This is a genomic window from Actinomadura viridis (assembly GCF_015751755.1).
Lineage (GTDB): Bacteria > Actinomycetota > Actinomycetes > Streptosporangiales > Streptosporangiaceae > Spirillospora > Spirillospora viridis.
This window is the reverse complement of sequence record NZ_JADOUA010000001.1, coordinates 1,462,599-1,481,014: the sequence shown is the minus strand read 5'-3', so window position 1 is coordinate 1,481,014 and position 18,416 is coordinate 1,462,599. Positions and strand designations below refer to the sequence as shown.

Annotated in this window: 15 protein-coding genes; 6 read left to right on the top strand and 9 right to left on the bottom strand. The window is 73.2% G+C overall.

Annotated elements, in window-relative coordinates:
• Nucleotides 1-79 precede the first annotated feature (79 nt).
• Nucleotides 80-1,111, top strand: a complete 1,032-nt coding sequence (gene glpX / locus IW256_RS06440; protein ID WP_197010078.1) for a class II fructose-bisphosphatase — start codon at nucleotides 80-82, stop codon at nucleotides 1,109-1,111.
• A gap of 59 nt (nucleotides 1,112-1,170) precedes the next feature.
• On the opposite strand, the gene IW256_RS06435 is transcribed toward glpX, so the two are convergent.
• Nucleotides 1,171-1,782, bottom strand: a complete 612-nt coding sequence (locus IW256_RS06435; RefSeq protein WP_197010077.1) for a DUF1707 SHOCT-like domain-containing protein — start codon at nucleotides 1,780-1,782, stop codon at nucleotides 1,171-1,173.
• 74 nt (nucleotides 1,783-1,856) lie between these two features.
• On the opposite strand from IW256_RS06435, the gene IW256_RS06430 reads away from it, so the two are divergent.
• Together IW256_RS06430 and IW256_RS06425 are read left to right on the top strand one after the other, a co-directional pair.
• Nucleotides 1,857-2,822 (top strand): ABC transporter ATP-binding protein, encoded by a 966-nt coding sequence (locus IW256_RS06430; RefSeq protein ID WP_197010076.1) that lies wholly within the window; start codon nucleotides 1,857-1,859, stop codon nucleotides 2,820-2,822.
• Complete coding sequence (locus tag IW256_RS06425; protein WP_197010075.1) at nucleotides 2,819-3,664, top strand: ABC transporter permease; 846 nt, start codon at nucleotides 2,819-2,821, stop codon at nucleotides 3,662-3,664. Before IW256_RS06430 ends, IW256_RS06425 begins: the two co-directional genes overlap by 4 nt.
• A gap of 79 nt (nucleotides 3,665-3,743) precedes the next feature.
• Here the strand turns inward: IW256_RS06425 and IW256_RS06420 are convergent, their stop codons facing one another.
• Both IW256_RS06420 and pdxR read right to left on the bottom strand, forming a co-directional pair.
• Entirely contained in the window at nucleotides 3,744-3,974 is a 231-nt protein-coding gene (locus tag IW256_RS06420) for a hypothetical protein (RefSeq protein ID WP_197010074.1), read from the bottom strand.
• Between the two features lie 28 nt (nucleotides 3,975-4,002).
• Complete coding sequence (gene pdxR / locus IW256_RS06415) at nucleotides 4,003-5,472, bottom strand: MocR-like pyridoxine biosynthesis transcription factor PdxR (RefSeq protein ID WP_197010073.1); 1,470 nt, start codon at nucleotides 5,470-5,472, stop codon at nucleotides 4,003-4,005.
• A 247-nt stretch (nucleotides 5,473-5,719) separates the two neighbouring features.
• Between pdxR and IW256_RS06410 the strand changes: the two genes are divergently transcribed.
• From IW256_RS06410 to IW256_RS06400, 3 genes are all read left to right on the top strand, one after another.
• The gene (locus tag IW256_RS06410) at nucleotides 5,720-7,360 is read left to right on the top strand and encodes a fumarate hydratase (protein ID WP_197010072.1); all 1,641 of its coding nucleotides are present in this window, start codon (nucleotides 5,720-5,722) and stop codon (nucleotides 7,358-7,360) included.
• 107 nt (nucleotides 7,361-7,467) lie between these two features.
• A complete protein-coding gene (locus IW256_RS06405) occupies nucleotides 7,468-8,748 on the top strand; it encodes a serine/threonine-protein kinase (protein ID WP_197010071.1) in 1,281 nt (426 codons plus the stop codon).
• An 80-nt stretch (nucleotides 8,749-8,828) separates the two neighbouring features.
• A complete protein-coding gene (locus IW256_RS06400; RefSeq protein WP_197010070.1) occupies nucleotides 8,829-10,256 on the top strand; it encodes a class II fumarate hydratase in 1,428 nt (475 codons plus the stop codon).
• Here IW256_RS06400 and IW256_RS06395 read toward each other — a convergent pair.
• From IW256_RS06395 to IW256_RS06370, 6 genes are all read right to left on the bottom strand, one after another.
• A complete protein-coding gene (locus IW256_RS06395) occupies nucleotides 10,253-11,233 on the bottom strand; it encodes an aggregation-promoting factor C-terminal-like domain-containing protein (protein WP_197010069.1) in 981 nt (326 codons plus the stop codon). The two genes, IW256_RS06400 and IW256_RS06395, sit on opposite strands and share 4 nt — an antisense overlap.
• 464 nt (nucleotides 11,234-11,697) lie before the next feature.
• A complete protein-coding gene (locus IW256_RS06390) occupies nucleotides 11,698-13,017 on the bottom strand; it encodes a PhoH family protein (RefSeq protein WP_197016130.1) in 1,320 nt (439 codons plus the stop codon).
• Nucleotides 13,018-13,170: 153 nt separating this feature from the next.
• Entirely contained in the window at nucleotides 13,171-14,079 is a 909-nt protein-coding gene (locus IW256_RS06385) for an isoprenyl transferase (RefSeq protein ID WP_197010068.1), read from the bottom strand.
• A 337-nt stretch (nucleotides 14,080-14,416) separates the two neighbouring features.
• Nucleotides 14,417-14,938, bottom strand: a complete 522-nt coding sequence (locus tag IW256_RS06380; protein WP_197010067.1) for a hypothetical protein — start codon at nucleotides 14,936-14,938, stop codon at nucleotides 14,417-14,419.
• A gap of 89 nt (nucleotides 14,939-15,027) precedes the next feature.
• A complete protein-coding gene (locus tag IW256_RS06375; protein ID WP_197010066.1) occupies nucleotides 15,028-16,203 on the bottom strand; it encodes a C40 family peptidase in 1,176 nt (391 codons plus the stop codon).
• A 208-nt stretch (nucleotides 16,204-16,411) separates the two neighbouring features.
• On the bottom strand, nucleotides 16,412-18,388 hold the full coding sequence (locus tag IW256_RS06370) for a thioredoxin domain-containing protein (protein ID WP_197010065.1): 1,977 nt from the start codon (nucleotides 18,386-18,388) through the stop codon (nucleotides 16,412-16,414).
• Between the last annotated feature and the right edge of the window lie 28 nt (nucleotides 18,389-18,416).

Genomic DNA, 18,416 nt, shown 5'->3' with positions numbered 1-18,416 from the left:
TGGTCTGGTCCAATTTGTGGCACGGCACCGGCCACCCGGAGAATTCGTGTCACCGAACTGACCGAAAGGGCTGCCTCGCATGTCCGACGACACTATCCTCTCCCCGCTCACCACCGAGCCCTCCGCTCCGGATCGCAACCTGGCGCTGGAGCTGGTCCGGGTGACCGAGGCGGCGGCGATGGCCGCGGCCCGCTGGGTGGGACGGGGGGACAAGAACGGCGCCGACGGGGCCGCCGTCAACGCCATGCGCCAGTTGATCAACACGGTGTCCATGCGGGGCGTGGTGGTGATCGGCGAGGGCGAGAAGGACAACGCCCCGATGCTGTTCAACGGCGAGGAGGTCGGTGACGGCAGCGGCGCCGAGTGCGACGTCGCGGTCGACCCGATCGACGGCACCCGGCTGACGGCCCTCGGCATGAACAACGCGATCGCGGTGCTGGCGGTGGCGCCGCGCGGGTCGATGTACGACCCGTCGGCGGTCTTCTACATGGAGAAGCTGGTGACCGGGCCCGAGGCGGCCGACGTGGTCGACATCGAGCGCCCGATCGCCGACAACATCCGCGCGGTCGCGAAGGCCAAGGGCTCCTCGCCGCACGATGTGACCGTCGTCATCCTGGACCGTCCCCGGCACGAGGGCATGGTCAAGGAGGTCCGGGAGACCGGCGCCCGGGTCAAGCTGATCACCGACGGCGACGTGGCGGGTGCGATCATGGCGGCCCGGGAGGGCACCGGCACGGACCTGCTGCTGGGCATCGGCGGCACCCCGGAGGGCATCATCGCGGCCTGCGCGATCAAGGCGCTGGGCGGTGTCATCCAGGGCCGGCTGTGGCCGCAGGACGAGGCCGAGCGGCGCAAGGCGATCGACGCCGGGCACGATCTGGGCCGCGTGCTGACCACCGACGACCTGGTCACCTCCGACGACGTCTTCTTCGCCGCGACCGGCATCACCGACGGCGAGCTGGTGGACGGCGTGCGCTACCGCAAGGGGTCGGCGCGGACGCACTCGCTCGTCATGCGCTCCCGCAGCGGGACCATCCGCACCGTCGCCAGCGAGCACCAGCTGAGCAAGCTGCGCGCCTACAGCACCATCAACTTCGACACCGCCGGCTGAGGACGGCGCATTCCGGCGGCGCGGCCCGGTTGAGGACGGCACGGCCCGGCGGGCGCGGCTCAGCGGCCGCGGCCGAGCCGTCCCCGGACGCGCTCGCGGAGGCTTCGCTTCGGGGCGCGGGCCTTGATCGAGCCGAGGATGAGGGTGCCGCCGATCTCGATGGTGGGGCCGTCGTGGACGGGACGGGTCCGCAGCTCGCGGGTGCTGAGGATGGTGCGGCCCGTCACGTTCACCTGGACGCCGTCGGGGACGACCAGCCGCACCCGCCCGCCGACCACCAGGGAGTCGAGCACGATGTGGCGGCGCTGCAGGACCGCCTCCCGCAGGTCGAGCTCGACCGTGCCGAACAGGGCCAGCAGCGGGAGCTTGACCGGGACCACCCAGCGGCCCTCGCGGCGCATCCGGCCGAAGAACGCCGACACCGGCCGGTCGTCGACCAGGATGGGCTGGGCCTCCTCGGGACTGAGGTCGCGGGTGAGGCCGGTCAGCTCGCCCAGGGTGCGGGCGGCGTAGGCGTGGGAGGTGCGCTCGGAGTGCTCCTCGATCGTGAGCCGCCCGTCCGCGAGGGCGTCCCCGAGCACGCTGACGACGCGTTCACGGTCGGCGTCGGAGGCGCGCAGGTCGCGTACGGGCGGCACCCGGTCTGCGGGCCGGCGGATGGGCGTGTCCACGAGGTCAAGGGTAACCGGCGCGGGCCCGGAAAACCGTTGGGGAGATCGCCCGTCCGGTGCATAGTGTGGCGAACATGACGGTTCAGCGGCAGGCGACCGGCACCGGGCGGCCCGAAGGCGCGGAGACCGGCGGCCGTCCCGCCGTCGCCCTGCGCGGGGTGGTCAAGCGCTTCGGCGGCTTCACCGCCGTCGACGGGCTCGACCTGGAGGTGCGCCCGGGGACGTGCCTGGGGCTGCTGGGCCCCAACGGTGCGGGCAAGTCCACCACGATGAAGCTGCTCACCGCGCAGGCGCTGCCCGACGGCGGCTCCATCGAGGTGCTCGGGTTCGCGGTCCCCCGCGAGTCCAAGCGCGCGCGGGCCGCGATGGGCGTCGTACCGCAGCAGGACAACCTCGACGAGGAGCTGACCGCCCGGGAGAACCTGGAGGTGTTCGCGCACCTGTACCGCGTTCCCCGGGCCCGCCGCCGGGCCGCGGTGGACGACGCGCTGGAGCTGGCCCACCTGACGGCGCGGCAGCGGACCAAGGTCGACGACCTGTCCGGCGGCATGCGCCGCCGGCTGCTGATCGCGCGCGGGCTGGTGCACCGGCCGGCGCTGGTGCTGCTGGACGAGCCGACCGTGGGCCTGGACCCGCAGGTGCGGGCCGAGCTGTGGGGGCTGATCGACGGGCTGCGGGCGGGCGGCACCACGGTGCTGATGTCGACGCACTACATCGAGGAGGCCGAGCGGCTGGCCGACGAGTGCGCGCTGATGTCGCACGGCCGGGTGGTGGCGCGCGGGACCCCGGCCGAGCTGATCGCCGAGCACGCCGGGGAGCTGGTGGTCGAGCACTACGGCCCGCCCGGCCGCCTGGCCGAGGTGGAACGGCTGGCGCACGCGGCGGGGTTGCCGACGCGGCGTACGGGCCCCTCGGTGTCGGTGCTGAAGGCCGAGACCCTCCCGCCGTCGCTGGAGGAGGAGCTGGGGCCGGACGGCGTGCGCCGCGCGGCCAACCTGGAGGACGTCTTCGTCGTGCTCACCGGGGAGAGTGTGGAATGACGGCCCCGCCCACACCGCCTACCGCCACAGCGGCGGGTGCGACCGCGGCCGGGTCGCCGCAGCCCCAGGCGCGGCTGCGGCGGTTCGAGATGGCCGCCGTGCGCGGGATCTGGCGGCACGAGCTGGCCCTGTTCAAGCGCTACTGGGGGTCGCAGTCGTTCGCCTCGGTGGTGGAGCCGACCTTCTTCCTGCTGGCGTTCGGGTACGGGTTCGGCTCGATGGTGGCGTTCATCGGCGACTACCGCTACCTGGACTTCGTGGCGACGGGCGTCGTCGGGGTGGCGGCGCTGTTCACCTCGGTGTTCCCCGGGATGTTCAACGGCTACATCCGGCGCGTGTTCCAGCACACCTACGACGCGATGCTGGCCGCCCCGGTGGACGTGCACGAGCTGGTCACCGGCGAGGCGCTGTGGATCGCGGCCAAGTCGTCGGTCTACGCCTGCGCGCCGCTGGTGGTGGCGCTGTTCTTCGGGCTCGATCCCTCGCCCGGGATGCTGCTGGTGCCGCTGGTGGTGTTCTGCACGGCGCTGGGCTTCGGGCTGTTCGGGACGTGGATGTCGTCGGTGGTGCCGTCGATCAACTCGTTCGACTACGTGATCACGGGCGTGGTGACGCCGCTGTTCCTGATCGCCGGGACGTTCTTCCCGATCGACTCGCTGCCCGGCTGGGCCCAGAACGCCGCGCTGGTCAACCCGCTGTACCACACCGTCGAGCTCGTCCGGCACGCGGTGTTCGGCCCGCGGCCCCTGGCCGACCTGGGGCATCTCGCGGCGCTGCTGGTGTTCGCCGGGCTGATGTGGCTGCTGGCGGTACGGGGCATGCGCCGCCGGCTGATCGACTGAGGCACGCGCGAACGAGAGCAGGGGCGCGGGCACGCCGTAGTGCCTACGGCCTGCCCGCGCCCCTGCCGGTCGCGCTACGTCAGGCGTCCTCCAGCGCGACGACCGCGCGCTCGCCCTCGACCTGCGCCTGCTCCGGGGTCATGTCCTCCAAGGCCCGGGTCAGCGCCGTCATGGCCGCGTCCGTCGCCGTGCGCGCGGTCAGCGAGTGCTCCTGCGCGCGCTCCAGGTCACCGAGCCCCACACAGTCGAACGCCACCTGCGCATCATGGACCGCCATCTTCAGCTGCCGCGCGGCCTCTTCCAGACTCATGCGTCCCTCCTTCGCCAGGACCGTCTAACTACCCGCATGCACATTGGGTAATCACCCTTCCCAAGAGTCGGGCGGCCTCGGTGAGGCGGTCCTCCCCCATCCGCGCGTACCCGAGGACCAGCGCGGGCGGGGCGTGGCGGGCCCGTTCCGGGGACCACATGGGCCTGGCCCCCGCGACCACGACCCCGGCACGGGCGGCGGCGGCCACCACCTTGTCCTCGTCGCATCCCTTCGGCAGTTCCACGTAGACGTGGATGCCCGCCGAGACGCCGCGTACCACCGCGCCGGGGACGTGTTCGCGCAGCGCGGCGACGAGGGCGTCCCGCCGGGCCCGGTACTGCCGGCGCATGGTGCGCAGGTGCCGGTCGTACCAGCCGCTGCCGATGAAGTGGGCCAGGGCGTGCTGCTCCAGGACGGGCGCGCCCAGGTCCGTGTGCGCCCGGTGGGTGCGCAGCCGCGCGGCCAGGTCCGCGGGGGCCGCCGCCCAGCCCAGGCGCAGCGCCGGGGCGAGCGCCTTGCTGACCGACCCGAGCAGGACGACCCGTTCGGGGGCGACGCCCTGGAGGCAGCCGACGGGGTCGCGGTCGTAGCGGAACTCGGCGTCGTAGTCGTCCTCGATCACCAGCGCGTCCCGCTCGCGCGCCCACGCGATCAGCTCGGCCCTGCGCTCGGGCGAGAGCACCACGCCGGTCGGGTACTGGTGCGCGGGCGTCACCAGGACGGCGCGGGCCTCGGTACGGGCGAGCGCGCCCACGGCGATGCCGTGCCGGTCGACCGGGACGCGGACCAGCCGGATGCCGGTGGCCTCCAGCATCGGCAGCTGCCGGACGCTGGTCGGGTCCTCCACCGCCAGCGTGCGGTGACCGGCCGCCGCCAGCGCGCGGACCACGGCCGACATCCCGTGCGCCACACCGTTCATGACCACGACCTGGTCGGGGGACGTGTGCGCGGCGCGGACCCGGCCGAGGTAGCCCGCCAGCTCGGCGCGCAGCGCCGGGGCGCCCCCGTGGTCGGGGTAGGTCAGCGCATCGTTGGGCAGGTCGCGCAGCGACGCGCGGACGGCCGCCACCCAGCGCTCGCGCGGGAACGCCCCCAGGTCGGGCGTGCCCGGCCACAGGTCATGGGCACCGGCGTCCAGCAGCTCGCCGGGCGGCTCCCCCGGGAGGGCGGGCGAGCCGGGCGGCGCCTCCGCCGAAGGCGAGGACGACGACGGGGACGGCGACGGGGACGGGGACGCCGGCGCGTCCGGGCGGGCCAGCCGCGCGACGCGGGTGCCGTCCCCCCGCCGCGCGACCAGGAAGCCCTCGGCGATGAGCTGCTCGTACGCGGTGACCACCACCCCGCGGGAGACCTCCAGGTCGCGGGCCAGATCGCGGCTGGAGGGGAGCCGGGTCCCGGCGGTGAGCCGGCCGGAGCGGATCGCGCCGCGGAACCCGGCGGCGATCTGGGCGGCCAGCCGTCCGGCGGAGCGGTCGAGAGGCAGATGAAGGTCGGTCACATGGATTTCAGCGTCGGGAGGCCGACCGTACGTCACTCCCCGTGAAAGTGGTCCATGGCGGCGACGCCCGTTCGACCCCGAACAGGGGGCCAAGCGGCTCCCGGCGTTCGCGGCCCCGGCGCGTCCGAGGGCGGCGGGCGCTGCGCACGGGGCGGGCCGTAACCTGTAGGGCACCCCACCATCCCGGAGGCGGGGGGTGTGGGGGGCCGCCCCCCACAGGCGACACGTACGCGCGCGAGGATCTTCGATGCCTGAGTTCTCCTACACCGACCTGCTCCCGCTCGGCCCCGACGAGACCGAGTACCGGCTGCTCACCTCCGAGGGCGTGTCCACGTTCGACGCGGGCGGCCGGACCTTCCTGCAGGTCGAGCCGGAGGCGCTGCGGCTGCTCACCGAGACCGCGATGCGCGACATCGCGCACCTGCTGCGCCCGGCGCACCTCGCCCAGCTCCGCCGGATCCTGGACGACCCCGAGTCCTCCCCCAACGACCGGTTCGTCGCCCTGGACCTGCTGAAGAACGCGGGGATCGCCTCCGGCGGCGTGCTGCCGATGTGCCAGGACACCGGCACCGCGATCATCATGGGCAAGCGCGGCCAGCACGTCCTCACCGACGGGCGCGACGAGGAGCACCTCTCCCGGGGCGTGTACGACGCGTACACCAGGCTCAACCTGCGCTACTCGCAGATGGCGCCGCTGACGATGTGGGACGAGAAGAACACCGGCAGCAACCTGCCCGCGCAGATCGAGCTGTACGCGGCCCCCGGCGACGCCTACAAGTTCCTGTTCATGGCCAAGGGCGGCGGCAGCGCCAACAAGTCGTTCCTCTACCAGGAGACCAAGGCGGTCCTGAACCCCAAGCGGATGCTGGCCTTCCTCGAAGAGAAGATCCGCTCGCTGGGCACCGCGGCCTGCCCGCCGTACCACCTGGCGATCGTGGTGGGCGGCACCTCGGCCGAGTACGCGCTGAAGACCGCCAAGTACGCCTCCGCGCACTACCTGGACACCGTTCCGGCGGAGGGCTCGCCCCTGGGGCACGGGTTCCGGGACGTGGAGCTGGAGCAGCGGGTCTTCGAGCTCACCCAGGGGCTCGGCATCGGCGCGCAGTTCGGCGGCAAGTACTTCTGCCACGACGTGCGGGTGATCCGGCTGCCCCGGCACGGCGCGTCCTGCCCGGTGGCCATCGCCGTGTCGTGCAGCGCGGACCGGCAGGCGGTCGCCAAGATCACCGCGGAGGGCGTGTTCCTGGAGCGGCTGGAGACCGACCCGGCCCGCTACCTGCCCGACACCACCGACGACCACCTGGACGGCGACGTGGTCCGGATCGACCTGAACCGCCCGATGGAGGAGATCCGCGCCGAGCTCACCCGTTACCCGGTCAAGACCCGGCTGTCGCTGACCGGGCCGCTGGTGGTGGCCCGCGACATCGCGCACGCCAAGATCAAGGAGCGGCTGGACGCGGGCGAGCCGATGCCGTCGTACCTGCGCGACCACGCCGTCTACTACGCGGGCCCGGCCAAGACCCCCGAGGGGTACGCGTCCGGTTCGTTCGGCCCGACCACGGCCGGCCGGATGGACTCCTACGTCGAGCAGTTCCAGGCGGCCGGGGGCTCCCTGGTCATGCTGGCCAAGGGCAACCGGTCGCAGCAGGTCACCGACGCCTGCAAGGCGCACGGCGGGTTCTACCTCGGCTCCATCGGCGGTCCCGCCGCGCGGCTCGCCCAGGACTGCATCAAGAAGGTGGAGGTCCTGGAGTACCCGGAGCTGGGCATGGAGGCCGTCTGGAAGATCGAGGTGGAGGACTTCCCGGCGTTCGTCGTCGTCGACGACAAGGGGAACGACTTCTTCGCGGAAACGACCGGGCCGCTACTGACCATCGGCAAGCGCTGACCATCGGCAAGCGCTGATCGAGCCTCGATCAGGGTCCTGGGCCCAAATCCGAATCAGTCCGGAAGTCCCCTGAATGACCGCATGGCCACTCCGGTATCTTGACCGCCATGTCTCAGTCAGGGCGCCTCGTGCTCGCGACGCGCTACCGGCTGGTCTCGGAACTCGGCCAGGGCGCCAACGGCAGGGTCTGGAGAGGCCATGACGACCTCCTCGACCGCGCCGTAGCGATCAAGGAGCTGCGCCCGCAGGAGCACCTGTCCGAGGAGGACCGGGTCGTCTTCTACCGCCGTACGCTCCGCGAGGCGCGCGCGCCGGCCCAGCTCCGCACGCCCTCGATCGTCGAGGTCTACGACGTGGTGATCGAGCAGGGCCGGCCGTGGATCGTGATGGAGCTGATCGAGGCGCCCAACCTGGAGCAGATCATCCAGCGGTCCGGCCCGCTGCCGCCCGAGCGGGTCGGGCACATCGGCCGCCGGCTGCTGGAGGCCCTGGCCGCCGCCCACAAGGCCGGGATCGTGCACCGCGACCTCAAGCCCAGCAACGTCCTGCTGGACGGCGACCGGGTGGTGCTGACCGACTTCGGGCTCGCCTTCTCCCCGGGAGCGGCCAGCCTGACCCGGCCGGGCCACTTCATGGGCTCGCCCGCCTACGTCGCACCCGAGGTCGCCGCCGGGGAGACGGCCACGCCCCGTTCGGACCTGTGGTCGCTGGGGGCGACCCTGTACGCCGCGCTGGAGGGCCGGCCGCCCTTCGAGCGCGAGAACGTGATGGCGACGCTCAGCGCGCTGGCCAACGAGCCCGCCCCCGTCCCCCAGAACGCCGGTCCGCTCGCCCCGGTGGTGACCGGGCTGCTGGAGAAGAACCCCACCCGCCGGCTCAGCCACGCCCGCGCGGTGGACCGCCTGGAGCGGGCGCTGAGCGGCCCGCGCGCCGGCCGCCGGGCGACCACCCCGCGGCTGCGGGTGATGGCCGTGATCGCGCTCGCCGGCGCCACCGCCGCCTCGTGCGGGATCGGCGCCACCGCGCTGATCGTCGGGATGATGAAGGAGAGCCCCGGCCCCTCCCCCACCGCCCCGGCGGCGGGCGGCCCGCGCGGGGCGGGCCAGGGCGCCGGCGCGGCCCCGCCTCCGGGGGCCGGCTCGGCCACGCTGGTGGTGCGGGCGAGGACCGGCCCCTGCAGGATCTTCGTCTCGGTGCCCGGCCGGACCATCAACGTGGTCAGCGACGAGACCCTCGCGCCGGGCGACGCCCGGCAGTACGACCAGCCCCGCCTGGACGCCGTCGTCTACGACGCCGCCGCCTGCGAGGTCTGGGTGAACGGCGAGCGCAGGCCGGCCGGCGAACCCGGGCAGCGCCGCTCCTACACCGTGCGCGCCCCGGGAGGCTGAGAGCCGCCATAACGGGAATGATCGGCCACCTGCGGAGGCTGCCATGGAGGCAGGATCGCGAAACCGGAGGTGGCTTTTCCATGACCGAGCGGGCGGCGGAACCGGAGTTCAGGGTCGAGCGCGACTCCATGGGCGAGGTGCGGGTCCCGGCCACGGCCAGGTGGCGCGCGCAGACGCAGCGGGCCGTGGAGAACTTCCCGATCTCGGGGCGGCCCCTGGAGCCCGCGCACATCGCCGCGCTGGGCCACGTCAAGGCCGCCGCCGCGACGGTCAACGCCGAGCTGGGCGTGCTGGACGCGGAACTGGCGGAGGCGGTCCGGGAGGCGGCGCTGGAGGTCGCCGCGGGCCGCTGGGACGACCAGTTCCCCATCGACGTCTTCCAGACCGGCTCCGGCACGTCCTCGAACATGAACGCCAACGAGGTGATCGCCACGCTGGCCGAGGAGCGGCTGGGCCGGCCGGTGCATCCCAACGACCACGTCAACGCCTCCCAGTCGTCCAACGACGTGTTCCCGTCCTCGATCCACATCGCGGCCACCGGAGCGGTCGTGGGCGCGCTGATCCCGGCGCTGCGGCACCTGGAGGCCGCGCTGGAGGCGAAGGCGGCCGAGTTCGCCACGGTGGTCAAGGCGGGCCGGACGCACCTGATGGACGCCACGCCGGTGACGCTGGGCCAGGAGTTCGGCGGGTACGCCGCCCAGGTCCGCTACGGCGTCGAGCGGCTGGAGGCCGTGCTCCCCCGCCTCGCCGAGCTGCCCCTGGGCGGCACCGCGGTCGGCACCGGCATCAACACCCCCGAGGGCTTCGCGGCCCGGGTCATCGCCGAGATCGCCCGCGCGACCGGGCTGCCGCTGACCGAGGCCCGCGACCACTTCGAGGCGCAGGGCGCCAGGGACGGGCTGGTGGAGACCAGCGGGGCCCTGCGGACGATCGCGGTCGGGCTGACCAAGATCGTCAACGATCTGCGCTGGATGGGCTCGGGCCCGCGGGCGGGGCTGGCCGAGATCCGGCTGCCCGACCTGCAGCCCGGTTCCTCGATCATGCCGGGCAAGGTGAACCCGGTGATCCCCGAGGCGGTGGCCCAGGTGGCCGCCCAGGTGATCGGGAACGACGCCGCGATCGCGTTCGGCGGGGCCTCGGGCAGCTTCGAGCTCAACGTGATGCTGCCGATGCTGGCCCGCAACGTGCTGGAGTCGATCACGCTGCTCGCCAACGCGTCCCGGCTGCTGGCCGACCGGTGCGTGGCGGGCATCGAGGCCGACGCCGGGCGGCTGCGCGAGTACGCCGAGTCCTCGCCCTCGATCGTGACCCCGCTCAACCGCCACATCGGCTACGAGGAGGCCGCCAGGGTCGCCAAGCAGGCGCTGGCCGAGCGCAAGACGATCCGCGAGGTGGTCCTGGAACGCGGCCACGTCGACAAGGGCAGGCTCACGCTCGAACAGCTCGACGCGGCCCTGGACGTGCTGTCCATGACCCGCCCGGGCTCCTCGGGCTCGTCAGCCGGTTAGTACCAGCCGACCCGCTTGGAGTGGGCCCACGCCTCACAGGGGCTGCCGTACCGGTTCTCGATGTAGCCGAGACCCCAGCGGATCTGGGTCTTGTAGTTGGTGCGCCAGTCGTCGCCCTCGCTGGCCATCTTGGAACCGGGAAGGGCCTGCGGGATGCCGTAGGCGCCGCTGGAGGGGTTGGATGCCTTGTAGTTCCAGTTGCTTTCCTTGTTCCACAGGTTCACCAGGCAGCCGAACTGCGTGCTGGGGTTGTCCATGATGGACTTCGCGTACGCCTGGGCCACGCCCGCCGGGACCGGGTTGCCCGCCGACGGGGCGCCCGACTCGGACGGCTTGGGGGTCTTGGTGGGGATCGGGCTGCCCTTGGGCATGAGGGCGGGGCTCTTGCCCGTCCCCTTGCGCGCGGCCCGCGACGCCCGGTTCAGCGCCTCCTTGCGGCGCTGCTCCTCCAGGACCTTGGGGTCGACCGGGGGAGCCACCGTGGCGGCGTCGGCCAGCGGGGCGGAGGACACGGTGGCCTTGCCGTCGTCGCCGCCGGTCAGCACCACGGCGGCGATCGCGCCGCCGCCGACCACGACGGCCGCGCCCGCGGCCATGGCGGCGATCTTGACGCCGCCGCGCCGGCCGCCGGACCGGCGCCCGTGGTGGCGGGGAGGCTCATCGCCGATCCCGTTGCCGATCTCGTCGGCGGGGCCCGCTCCCATCGGACCGGCCGGGCCGGGGTACGGCGGGGGCTCGGCCAGGGCGACGGCCGTGCCCTGCGGCTCGGCCTGGACAGCGCCCATGGTGGCGGTGTCGCCGCCGCCGCCGAACGCGCCGGGCGCGTCCGCGTGGCCCAGGGGCGCCGCGCCGTAGGGGGAACCGGCGACCTTGACGTCGTCCGGCTGCGGGGCCGCGTAGGCGGGGCCCAGGGGGTCGTGGGGGGCCGAGTTCTGTCGATCGTCTCGCCTAGGGGACCCGGGGCGGTCTCCGTACAAGGCGGTCCTTCCGACGGTCATACGCACATGGACGCGCGCACGATCTGCCTTCACCCCCGGCACGGCGGCCGGCCCGGTCACCGACCGGCGGGCCCCGTGTCCGGGACGGTGCCGCGCTCAGCTCGCCGTAACGGGGGAGGGCGAGGTGAAGGGCACCGTTCGGGGGTGCTTACGAGGAGACACAATGCCCGAGTGCCGGGCATGCTCCGCAACCAGAACGAGACAAATGCTATGGATGAGGCGCTTGTCAACTCACCGGACGAAGTGCGGAAATAGCGTCAAGAGCAGGGATTCCGCACCCTCAACCACTCCCATGTGACGTTCATCACGAAAGCACGGTATGAGGTTTGACGATCACCGATGGTGATCGCCGCACGGTCCGCGGACGGGCCCCGGCGGAGCGCCGGGGCCCGTACGGCTGCCGAAACGATCGCCGGCCGGGCGGACCGCGGCCGGGACGCCGGTCAGGCGCCGATGTCGCCGAGCATGTCGGTCACCAGGGCGGCGATCGGCGAGCGCTCGGAACGGGTCAGGGTGACGTGCGCGAACAGCGGGTGCCCCTTGAGCTTCTCCACCACCGCGGCGACGCCGTCGTGCCGCCCGACCCGGAGGTTGTCGCGCTGGGCCACGTCATGGGTGAGCACGACCCGCGAGCCCGCGCCGATCCGGGACAGCACGGTGAGCAGCACGCCCCGTTCCAGGGACTGCGCCTCGTCCACGATCACGAACGCGTCGTGCAGCGACCGGCCCCGGATGTGGGTGAGGGGCAGGACCTCCAGCATGCCACGGTCCAAAACCTCGTCGATGACCTCCGGGGTCGTCACCGCGGACAGGGTGTCGTACACCGCCTGCGCCCAGGGCGACATCTTGTCGTTCTCCGAGCCGGGGAGGTAGCCCAGCTCCTGGCCGCCCACCGCGTACAGCGGCCGGAAGACCACCACCTTGCGATGGCGGCGCCGCTCCAGCACGGCCTCCAGGCCCGCGCACAGCGCCAGCGCGGACTTGCCGGTGCCCGCCCGGCCGCCCAGCGAGACGATCCCGACGTCCTCGTCCATCAGCAGGTCGAGGGCGATCCGCTGCTCGGCCGAGCGTCCGCGCAGCCCGAAGACCTCGCGGTCGCCGCGCACCAGCCGGACCGACTTGTCCGGCTGCACCCGGCCCAGCGCCGAGCCGCGCTCCGACAGCAGCCGCAGCCCGGTGTGGCAGGGCAGCTCCCGCGCCTCCTCCAGGTCGGCGGTGCCGGCGTCGTACAGCTCCTCCAGCCGCCCGCCGGGGACCTCCAGCTCCCTCATCCCCGTCCAGCCGGACTCCACCACCGCCAGCTCGGCCCGGTACTCCTCGGCCGCCAGCCCGACCGCCGACGCCTTGACCCGCATCGGCAGGTCCTTGGAGACCAGGACCACGTCGCGGCCCTCCCGGGCCAGCCAGCCGGCCACCGACAGGATCCGGGTGTCGTTGTCGCCCTGCCGGAAACCGTCGGGCAGCACGCTCGGATCGGAGTGGTTCAGCTCGACCCGCAGGGTGCCGCCCTGGTCGCCCAGCGGCAGCGCCTCGTCCAGGCGGCCGTGCTCCAGCCGGAGGTCGTCCAGCGTGCGCAGGGCCTGGCGGGCGAAGTACCCGATCTCCGGGTGGTGGCGCTTGGCCTCGAGCTCGGAGATGACGACGATGGGAAGCACGACCTCGTGCTCGGCGAACCGGGTCATCGCCCCCGGGTCGGCGAGCAGGACGCTGGTGTCGAGGACGTACGTGCGCCGGTCCGGGACGGGGGTCGTCCCGGTGGGGATCCCGGGCTCGGGACGGCGCGCGGAGGTTGTGGCCACTCGATCTCCCTGAGAAGAGGGGAACTGGTGGCGCCACAGTCCGCCCCCGCGCGGCCAGGAGAGCCCTGACCCGGGACGGTGGTCGGCGGCGGCCCCTGGAGAGGCGACCGCCGGCCCTCAGGAACCGAAGCGCCGGTGCCGCGCGGCGTACGAGCGCAGCGCCCGCAGGAAGTCGACCTTCCGGAAGTCCGGCCAGTGGACCTCGCAGAAGTAGAACTCCGAGTGGGCGCTCTGCCAGAGCATGAAGCCGGAGAGACGTTGTTCCCCCGAGGTGCGGATGACCAGGTCGGGGTCCGGCTGGCCGCGCGTGTAGAGATGCTCCGCGATGTGCTCGACTTCGAGGATCTCGGCGAGTTCCTCGATGCTGGTGCCTCTGCCCGCCTGCTCGATGAGCAGAGAGCGCACCGCATCAGCGATCTCACGCCTACCTCCATACCCAACCGCGACGTTCACAATCAGGCCGGGAGCGCCGGATGTGGCCTCGGCGGCGTCTTTCAGGACACGGGCGGTCTTGTCGGGCAGAAGGTCCAGCGCGCCCACCGGCTTGACGTGCCATCCGTCGGCGGCCAGCTTCCGCACCGTGTTCTCGATGATCGCCAGCAGCGGGTCCAGCTCGCGGGCGGGCCGGGTGAGGTTGTCGGTGGACAGCAGCCACAGCGTGACCACCTCGACACCGGCCTCGGTGCTCCAGTGCAGCAGCTCGGAGATCTTGTCGGCGCCCCGCTGGTGGCCGGTGTTGACGTCGCTGATGCCCATCGAGCGGGCCCAGCGCCGGTTGCCGTCCAGGATGACCCCGACGTGCCGCGGGATGATGTCGGTCCTCAGCGAGGACTCGACCCGCCGCTCGTACATGCGGTAGACGGCGTCCCGGATGGCGCCGTACGGGCCGCTGTGCCGGATCGCGGAGGTCAGCCGCTCCCTGGCTCCCGAGTCGGGCCCGGCACCCGCGGGCGCGCCACCGCCGGGGCCGCCGCCGGCCGCGCCCCTCCGTGCGCCCCGGTCACCGCCATCTCGCCGAACCCCCATGCGGGCTTCCCTTCACACGAACGCCCCTGCTCAGAACGATGCCCAATTATGGCCCGGCGGGGACGCCCCTCCCCCCGGAACGACCAAAACGCCATGACCGGGCGAACCGCCATGGAACGTCCGGAATGCGGGCCGGGACTCCGGCAACAGAGGCTAAGCGATGCTCAGGCTCAAAGTCCCGGCCCACGGCGCTCGCCTGGCGGCTCGCACCTGACCGGGACTTGGCGAGCGCGACATCGCTCCGCGATCTGCCCGGTGAGACTCGCCTCCGGCATCGCCCCACCGGGCGGCCAACGCGCTCGCGCGGTGGCCGAGGCCACTTCGAGACACGCCCTGGCTAGGCGTTCGGGCCGGCGGCGCGGGCGCGCTCGACGTGCTCCAGGGCCTTGCGCAGTTCGGCCAGCCACTCGTCGGTGTTCTTGCCGACCAGGCGCACGCACCAGGCCAGGGCGTCGCTGCGGCTGCGCGCCACGCCCGCGTCGACCAGGGTGTCCAGGACGCGGCGTTCGGGCTGGCGCAGCCGGGTCATCACCGGCACCGACAGGGTGGTGAACATCTCCCGCAGGTCGCCGCACTCCACGCCCCAGGAGACCTTGTGGCCGAACCTGTGCTCGGCCTCGCGGGCGATGGCGATGCGCTGGTCACGGGTCTCCTCGCGGAAGCGGTTGACGTGGCCGGACAGCACGCCGGCCCGCTCGCTCCCGCCGGCGTCGCGGGCCGCGGCCGGCTCGGGCAGCCGCCCCACCACGCTGACCTCCTCGCGGTCGAGGACGATCTCGGGCGGCCCCTCGAACCAGCCCTCCGGCAGCCGGCCGGTGAACCAGCCGCGAAGCTCCTCGGCCGCATTGCTCGTAGTCATGTAATCAAAATTACACCCCGGCCGACCCCAGGGGCGACCCCTGGAAAGCATCGAGTCGGGATGCCCGGTGCCGCGGGCGGCCGGTCCTTCTAGCCGGCGACGCGTGCGGCCCGGCCCGGGTTGACCCGGACGGCGCCCTTCATGTTGCGCGTGTAGACGTTCTGCACCTGGACCACCGTCCCCCGGCGCGGCGCGGCGATCATCTTGCCGTCGCCGATGTACAGCGCGATGTGCGAGATGTAACCGGGCGCGGTCGGGTCGTTCGCCCAGATCAGCATGTCGCCGGGCTGCGCCTTGGAGTAGGGGATCACCCAGCCGGCCCGCGCCTGGTCGGCGGCGACCCTCGGCAGGCTGATCCCGGCCTTGGCGAAGGCGAACTGCATCAGCCCGGAGCAGTCGTAGCCGCCCTCGGCCTCGGACTCCCCGCCCCACACGTACGGCCAGCCCAGCCGGGTGTACGCGGCGCGGATCACCGTCCGCACCTGCCCGGCGGTCATCACCTGGCCGCGGGCCGCGGGGACCTTCTCGGCCGCCTTCGGATAGTCGATCTCGGGGTTGACCTCGACCGCCTTGGCCCGCGAGGGCAGCATCTTCTTGATCCGCTTGAGGTAGGCGCCGCTCTTGCGCTCGGGCACGCTGACCAGCATCGCGTTGGAGGTGGGCACGCCCAGGGCCTGGGCGGTGGCGCGGGAGACCACGGCGTCCACGTCGCCGATGCCCATCGTGGCGTACGCGCCGACCCGCAGCCGGGTCTGCCGCTCCCGGCCGCCGACCGGCACCTGGCTGCCGAGCTGGACGCCGCCGTCGCTGCCCATCGTGAACGAGATCGCGACGTCGCCCGCGGCCACGTTGCGCCACAGGGCGTCGGACTGGGCCGTCGGCTTGGGCGTGTAGTTGCGGAAGGTGGACGGGTCGACGCCCAGCATGCCCACCCGCTTGCCCGAGACCATCGCCTGGACGGCGTCCACGACCTCGACGCCGGCCACGCCCTTGAGCCCGCGCACCTTGGAGACCACGTCGGCCGGCAGCGCGGCGGGCGCCGCGACCAGGATGTGCGGCTCCAGGCGCTTGCCCAGCGGGGCCACCGCGGCCTGGGAGAGCCTGGTGTTGCCCGAGGCGGCCACGAATCTCTGGTGCTCGGCCCGGGTGCGCGGGTCCGTCCCGTCCTGGCCGCGCGCCACCAGCACCGCCCCGTTCGCGGCCAGGGTGGTCACCACCGAAACGCCGATGATCGTCGGTAGAACCCGGCGGTCCGGCTTGCGCACGGCGACACTCCCTCACGGCTCGGCCTGTCGGCGCTCAAGACTATTGGCGCGGGGGCCGGTCAGGACGGCCGCCGCGCCAGATGGTCATCCTCGCCGGGACGGCCGCCGTTCCGCCAGCCCCAGTTCCGTTACCCAGTGGTAACACCAAGCATCGGCGAGATCAAGCTCACCGTGCCGCGCGTCCGCCCGGTGACGCCGGCCCCGGCGCTCAGAGCCGCAGCTCCCGGCCGAGGTCGCCGGGCGTGGTCACCGGCAGGCGGCAGGTGAACTCCCGGCAGACGTAGGCCGCGGGGGCCCCGTCCACCAGGCCGCGCCCCTCCATGAGCGGCACCCCGTCCGCGCCCGGCTCGCCAAGGCTGACCACGGTGCCCGGAGCCGCCGCCATGAGCGCGGTCCGGTGCAGCGCGCGGGTCCGGTCGTCCCCCGGGTCGCCGACCACCGCGATCTCCAGGGGCCCGGTGGCGTACGCCTCCGCCACCGCCAGCCCCCAGCCCGCGAACCGGGCGTGCTCGGCGGCCAGCAGGCCGGCCGGGGCCAGCGCCGCCGCGGCGGCCTCGCGGTGCCGGGCCGAGCCGGTGAGCGCGGCGTACGACAGCAGCGCGCCCGCCGCGGCGAACTGCCCGGACGGGGTCGCGTTGTCGGTGGGGTCCTGCGGCCGGCGGAAGAGGCGTTCGGCGTCGTCGGCGGTGTCGTAGAACCCCCCCTCGCCATCGCCGAACCGGTCGAGCACCGTGTCCAGGAGGGCGCCCGCCCGCTCCACGTACGCCGCGTCACCCGTCACACCGTGCAGGGCCAGCAGGCCCTCGGCCACGTCGGCGTAGTCTTCGAGCACGCCCGCGTTGGCGCCGGCCACGCCGTCCCGCGAGGTCCGTACGAGGCGGCCGTCCCGCAGGTGCACGCGGGTGATGAGCCCGGCCACCTCGACCGCCGCGCCGACCAGGTCCGGCCGGTCCAGCAGGGCGCCGCACTCGGCCAGGGCCGCGACGGCCAGCCCGTTCCAGGCGGCCACCACCTTGTCGTCGCGGGCCGGGGCCACCCGTTCCCGGCGGACCGCGAGCAGCGCCGCGCGGATCCGGTCGTGGCGCTCGGGGTCCTCGGGGTCGCGCGGGAGCTGCAGGACCGAGGTGCCGTGCTCGAACGTGCCGGTGACCTCGAACAGCTCCGCCGCGTACGCGCCGTCCTCCTCGCCCAGGGCCGCCGTCAGCTGCTCGGGCGTCCACACGTAGTACCTGCCCTCGACGCCCTCGCTGTCGGCGTCCAGCGCCGAGGCCAGGCCGCCTTCGGGCGTGCGGAGGTCGCGCAGCATCCAGTCGCACGTCTCCAGCGCGACGCGCCTGGCGAAGGGCTCGCCGGTGAGCCGCCACCAGTGCGCGTAGACCCGCGCGAGGAGCGCGTTGTCGTACAGCATCTTCTCGAAGTGCGGCACCACCCAGGAGGCGTCCACCGAGTACCGGGCGAAACCGCCCCCGAGCTGGTCGTACATCCCGCCGCGCGCCATGGCTTCGAGCGTGTGGGAGGCCATGGCGAGGGCCTCCCGGTCCTGGGTGCGGGCGTGGTGCCGGAGCAGGAACTCCAGCGCCATGGACGGCGGGAACTTCGGCGCTCCTCCGAACCCTCCGCGCGCGCCGTCGTACGACCTGGCGAGCGCCCGCACGGCCCCGGCGAGCGGCTCGGCATCGGGCGGCCCGTCCCCCTGCGGCACGTTCTTGCGCGACGTGAGGGCCGCGACGACCTGCTGCCCCTGCCCGACCACGTCGTCCCGCTGCTCCGTCCACGCCTTGTGGACGGCCCGCAGGAGCGCCTGGAACTGCGGCCGGGGAAAGTAGGTCCCGCAGTAGAACGGATGCCCCTCGGGGGTCATGAACACCGTCATCGGCCAGCCGCCCTGGCCGGTCATGGCCTGCGTGGCCTCCATGTAGACGGCGTCGACGTCGGGCCGTTCCTCCCGGTCGACCTTCACGTTGACGAACATCTCGTTCATGAGCCCGGCGGTCGGCCCGTCCTCGAAGGACTCGTGGGCCATGACGTGACACCAATGACAAGCGGCATATCCGACAGATAGGAGGATCGGGACATCTCGGCGTCTCGCCTCGGCGAACGCCTCGTCCGACCACTCCCGCCAGTCCACCGGGTTGCCGGCGTGCTGGAGGAGGTACGGGCTCGTGGCGTCCTTGAGGCGGTTCATGTCTCCGATCCTGCCCGATCGGCGCGCG

Bases quoted from the DNA above. Each gene is read 5' to 3' on its own strand.
- IW256_RS06370 (WP_197010065.1), bottom strand. From the start codon at position 18,388: ATGAACCGCCTCAAGGACGCCACGAGCCCGTACCTCCTCCAGCACGCC.
- IW256_RS06420 (WP_197010074.1), bottom strand. From the start codon at position 3,974: ATGAGTCTGGAAGAGGCCGCGCGGCAGCTGAAGATGGCGGTCCATGAT.
- IW256_RS06380 (WP_197010067.1), bottom strand. From the start codon at position 14,938: ATGACTACGAGCAATGCGGCCGAGGAGCTTCGCGGCTGGTTCACCGGC.
- glpX (WP_197010078.1), top strand. From the start codon at position 80: ATGTCCGACGACACTATCCTCTCCCCGCTCACCACCGAGCCCTCCGCT.
- IW256_RS06385 (WP_197010068.1), bottom strand. From the start codon at position 14,079: ATGGGGGTTCGGCGAGATGGCGGTGACCGGGGCGCACGGAGGGGCGCG.
- IW256_RS06410 (WP_197010072.1), top strand. From the start codon at position 5,720: ATGCCTGAGTTCTCCTACACCGACCTGCTCCCGCTCGGCCCCGACGAG.
- IW256_RS06405 (WP_197010071.1), top strand. From the start codon at position 7,468: ATGTCTCAGTCAGGGCGCCTCGTGCTCGCGACGCGCTACCGGCTGGTC.
- IW256_RS06430 (WP_197010076.1), top strand. From the start codon at position 1,857: ATGACGGTTCAGCGGCAGGCGACCGGCACCGGGCGGCCCGAAGGCGCG.
- IW256_RS06425 (WP_197010075.1), top strand. From the start codon at position 2,819: ATGACGGCCCCGCCCACACCGCCTACCGCCACAGCGGCGGGTGCGACC.
- IW256_RS06400 (WP_197010070.1), top strand. From the start codon at position 8,829: ATGACCGAGCGGGCGGCGGAACCGGAGTTCAGGGTCGAGCGCGACTCC.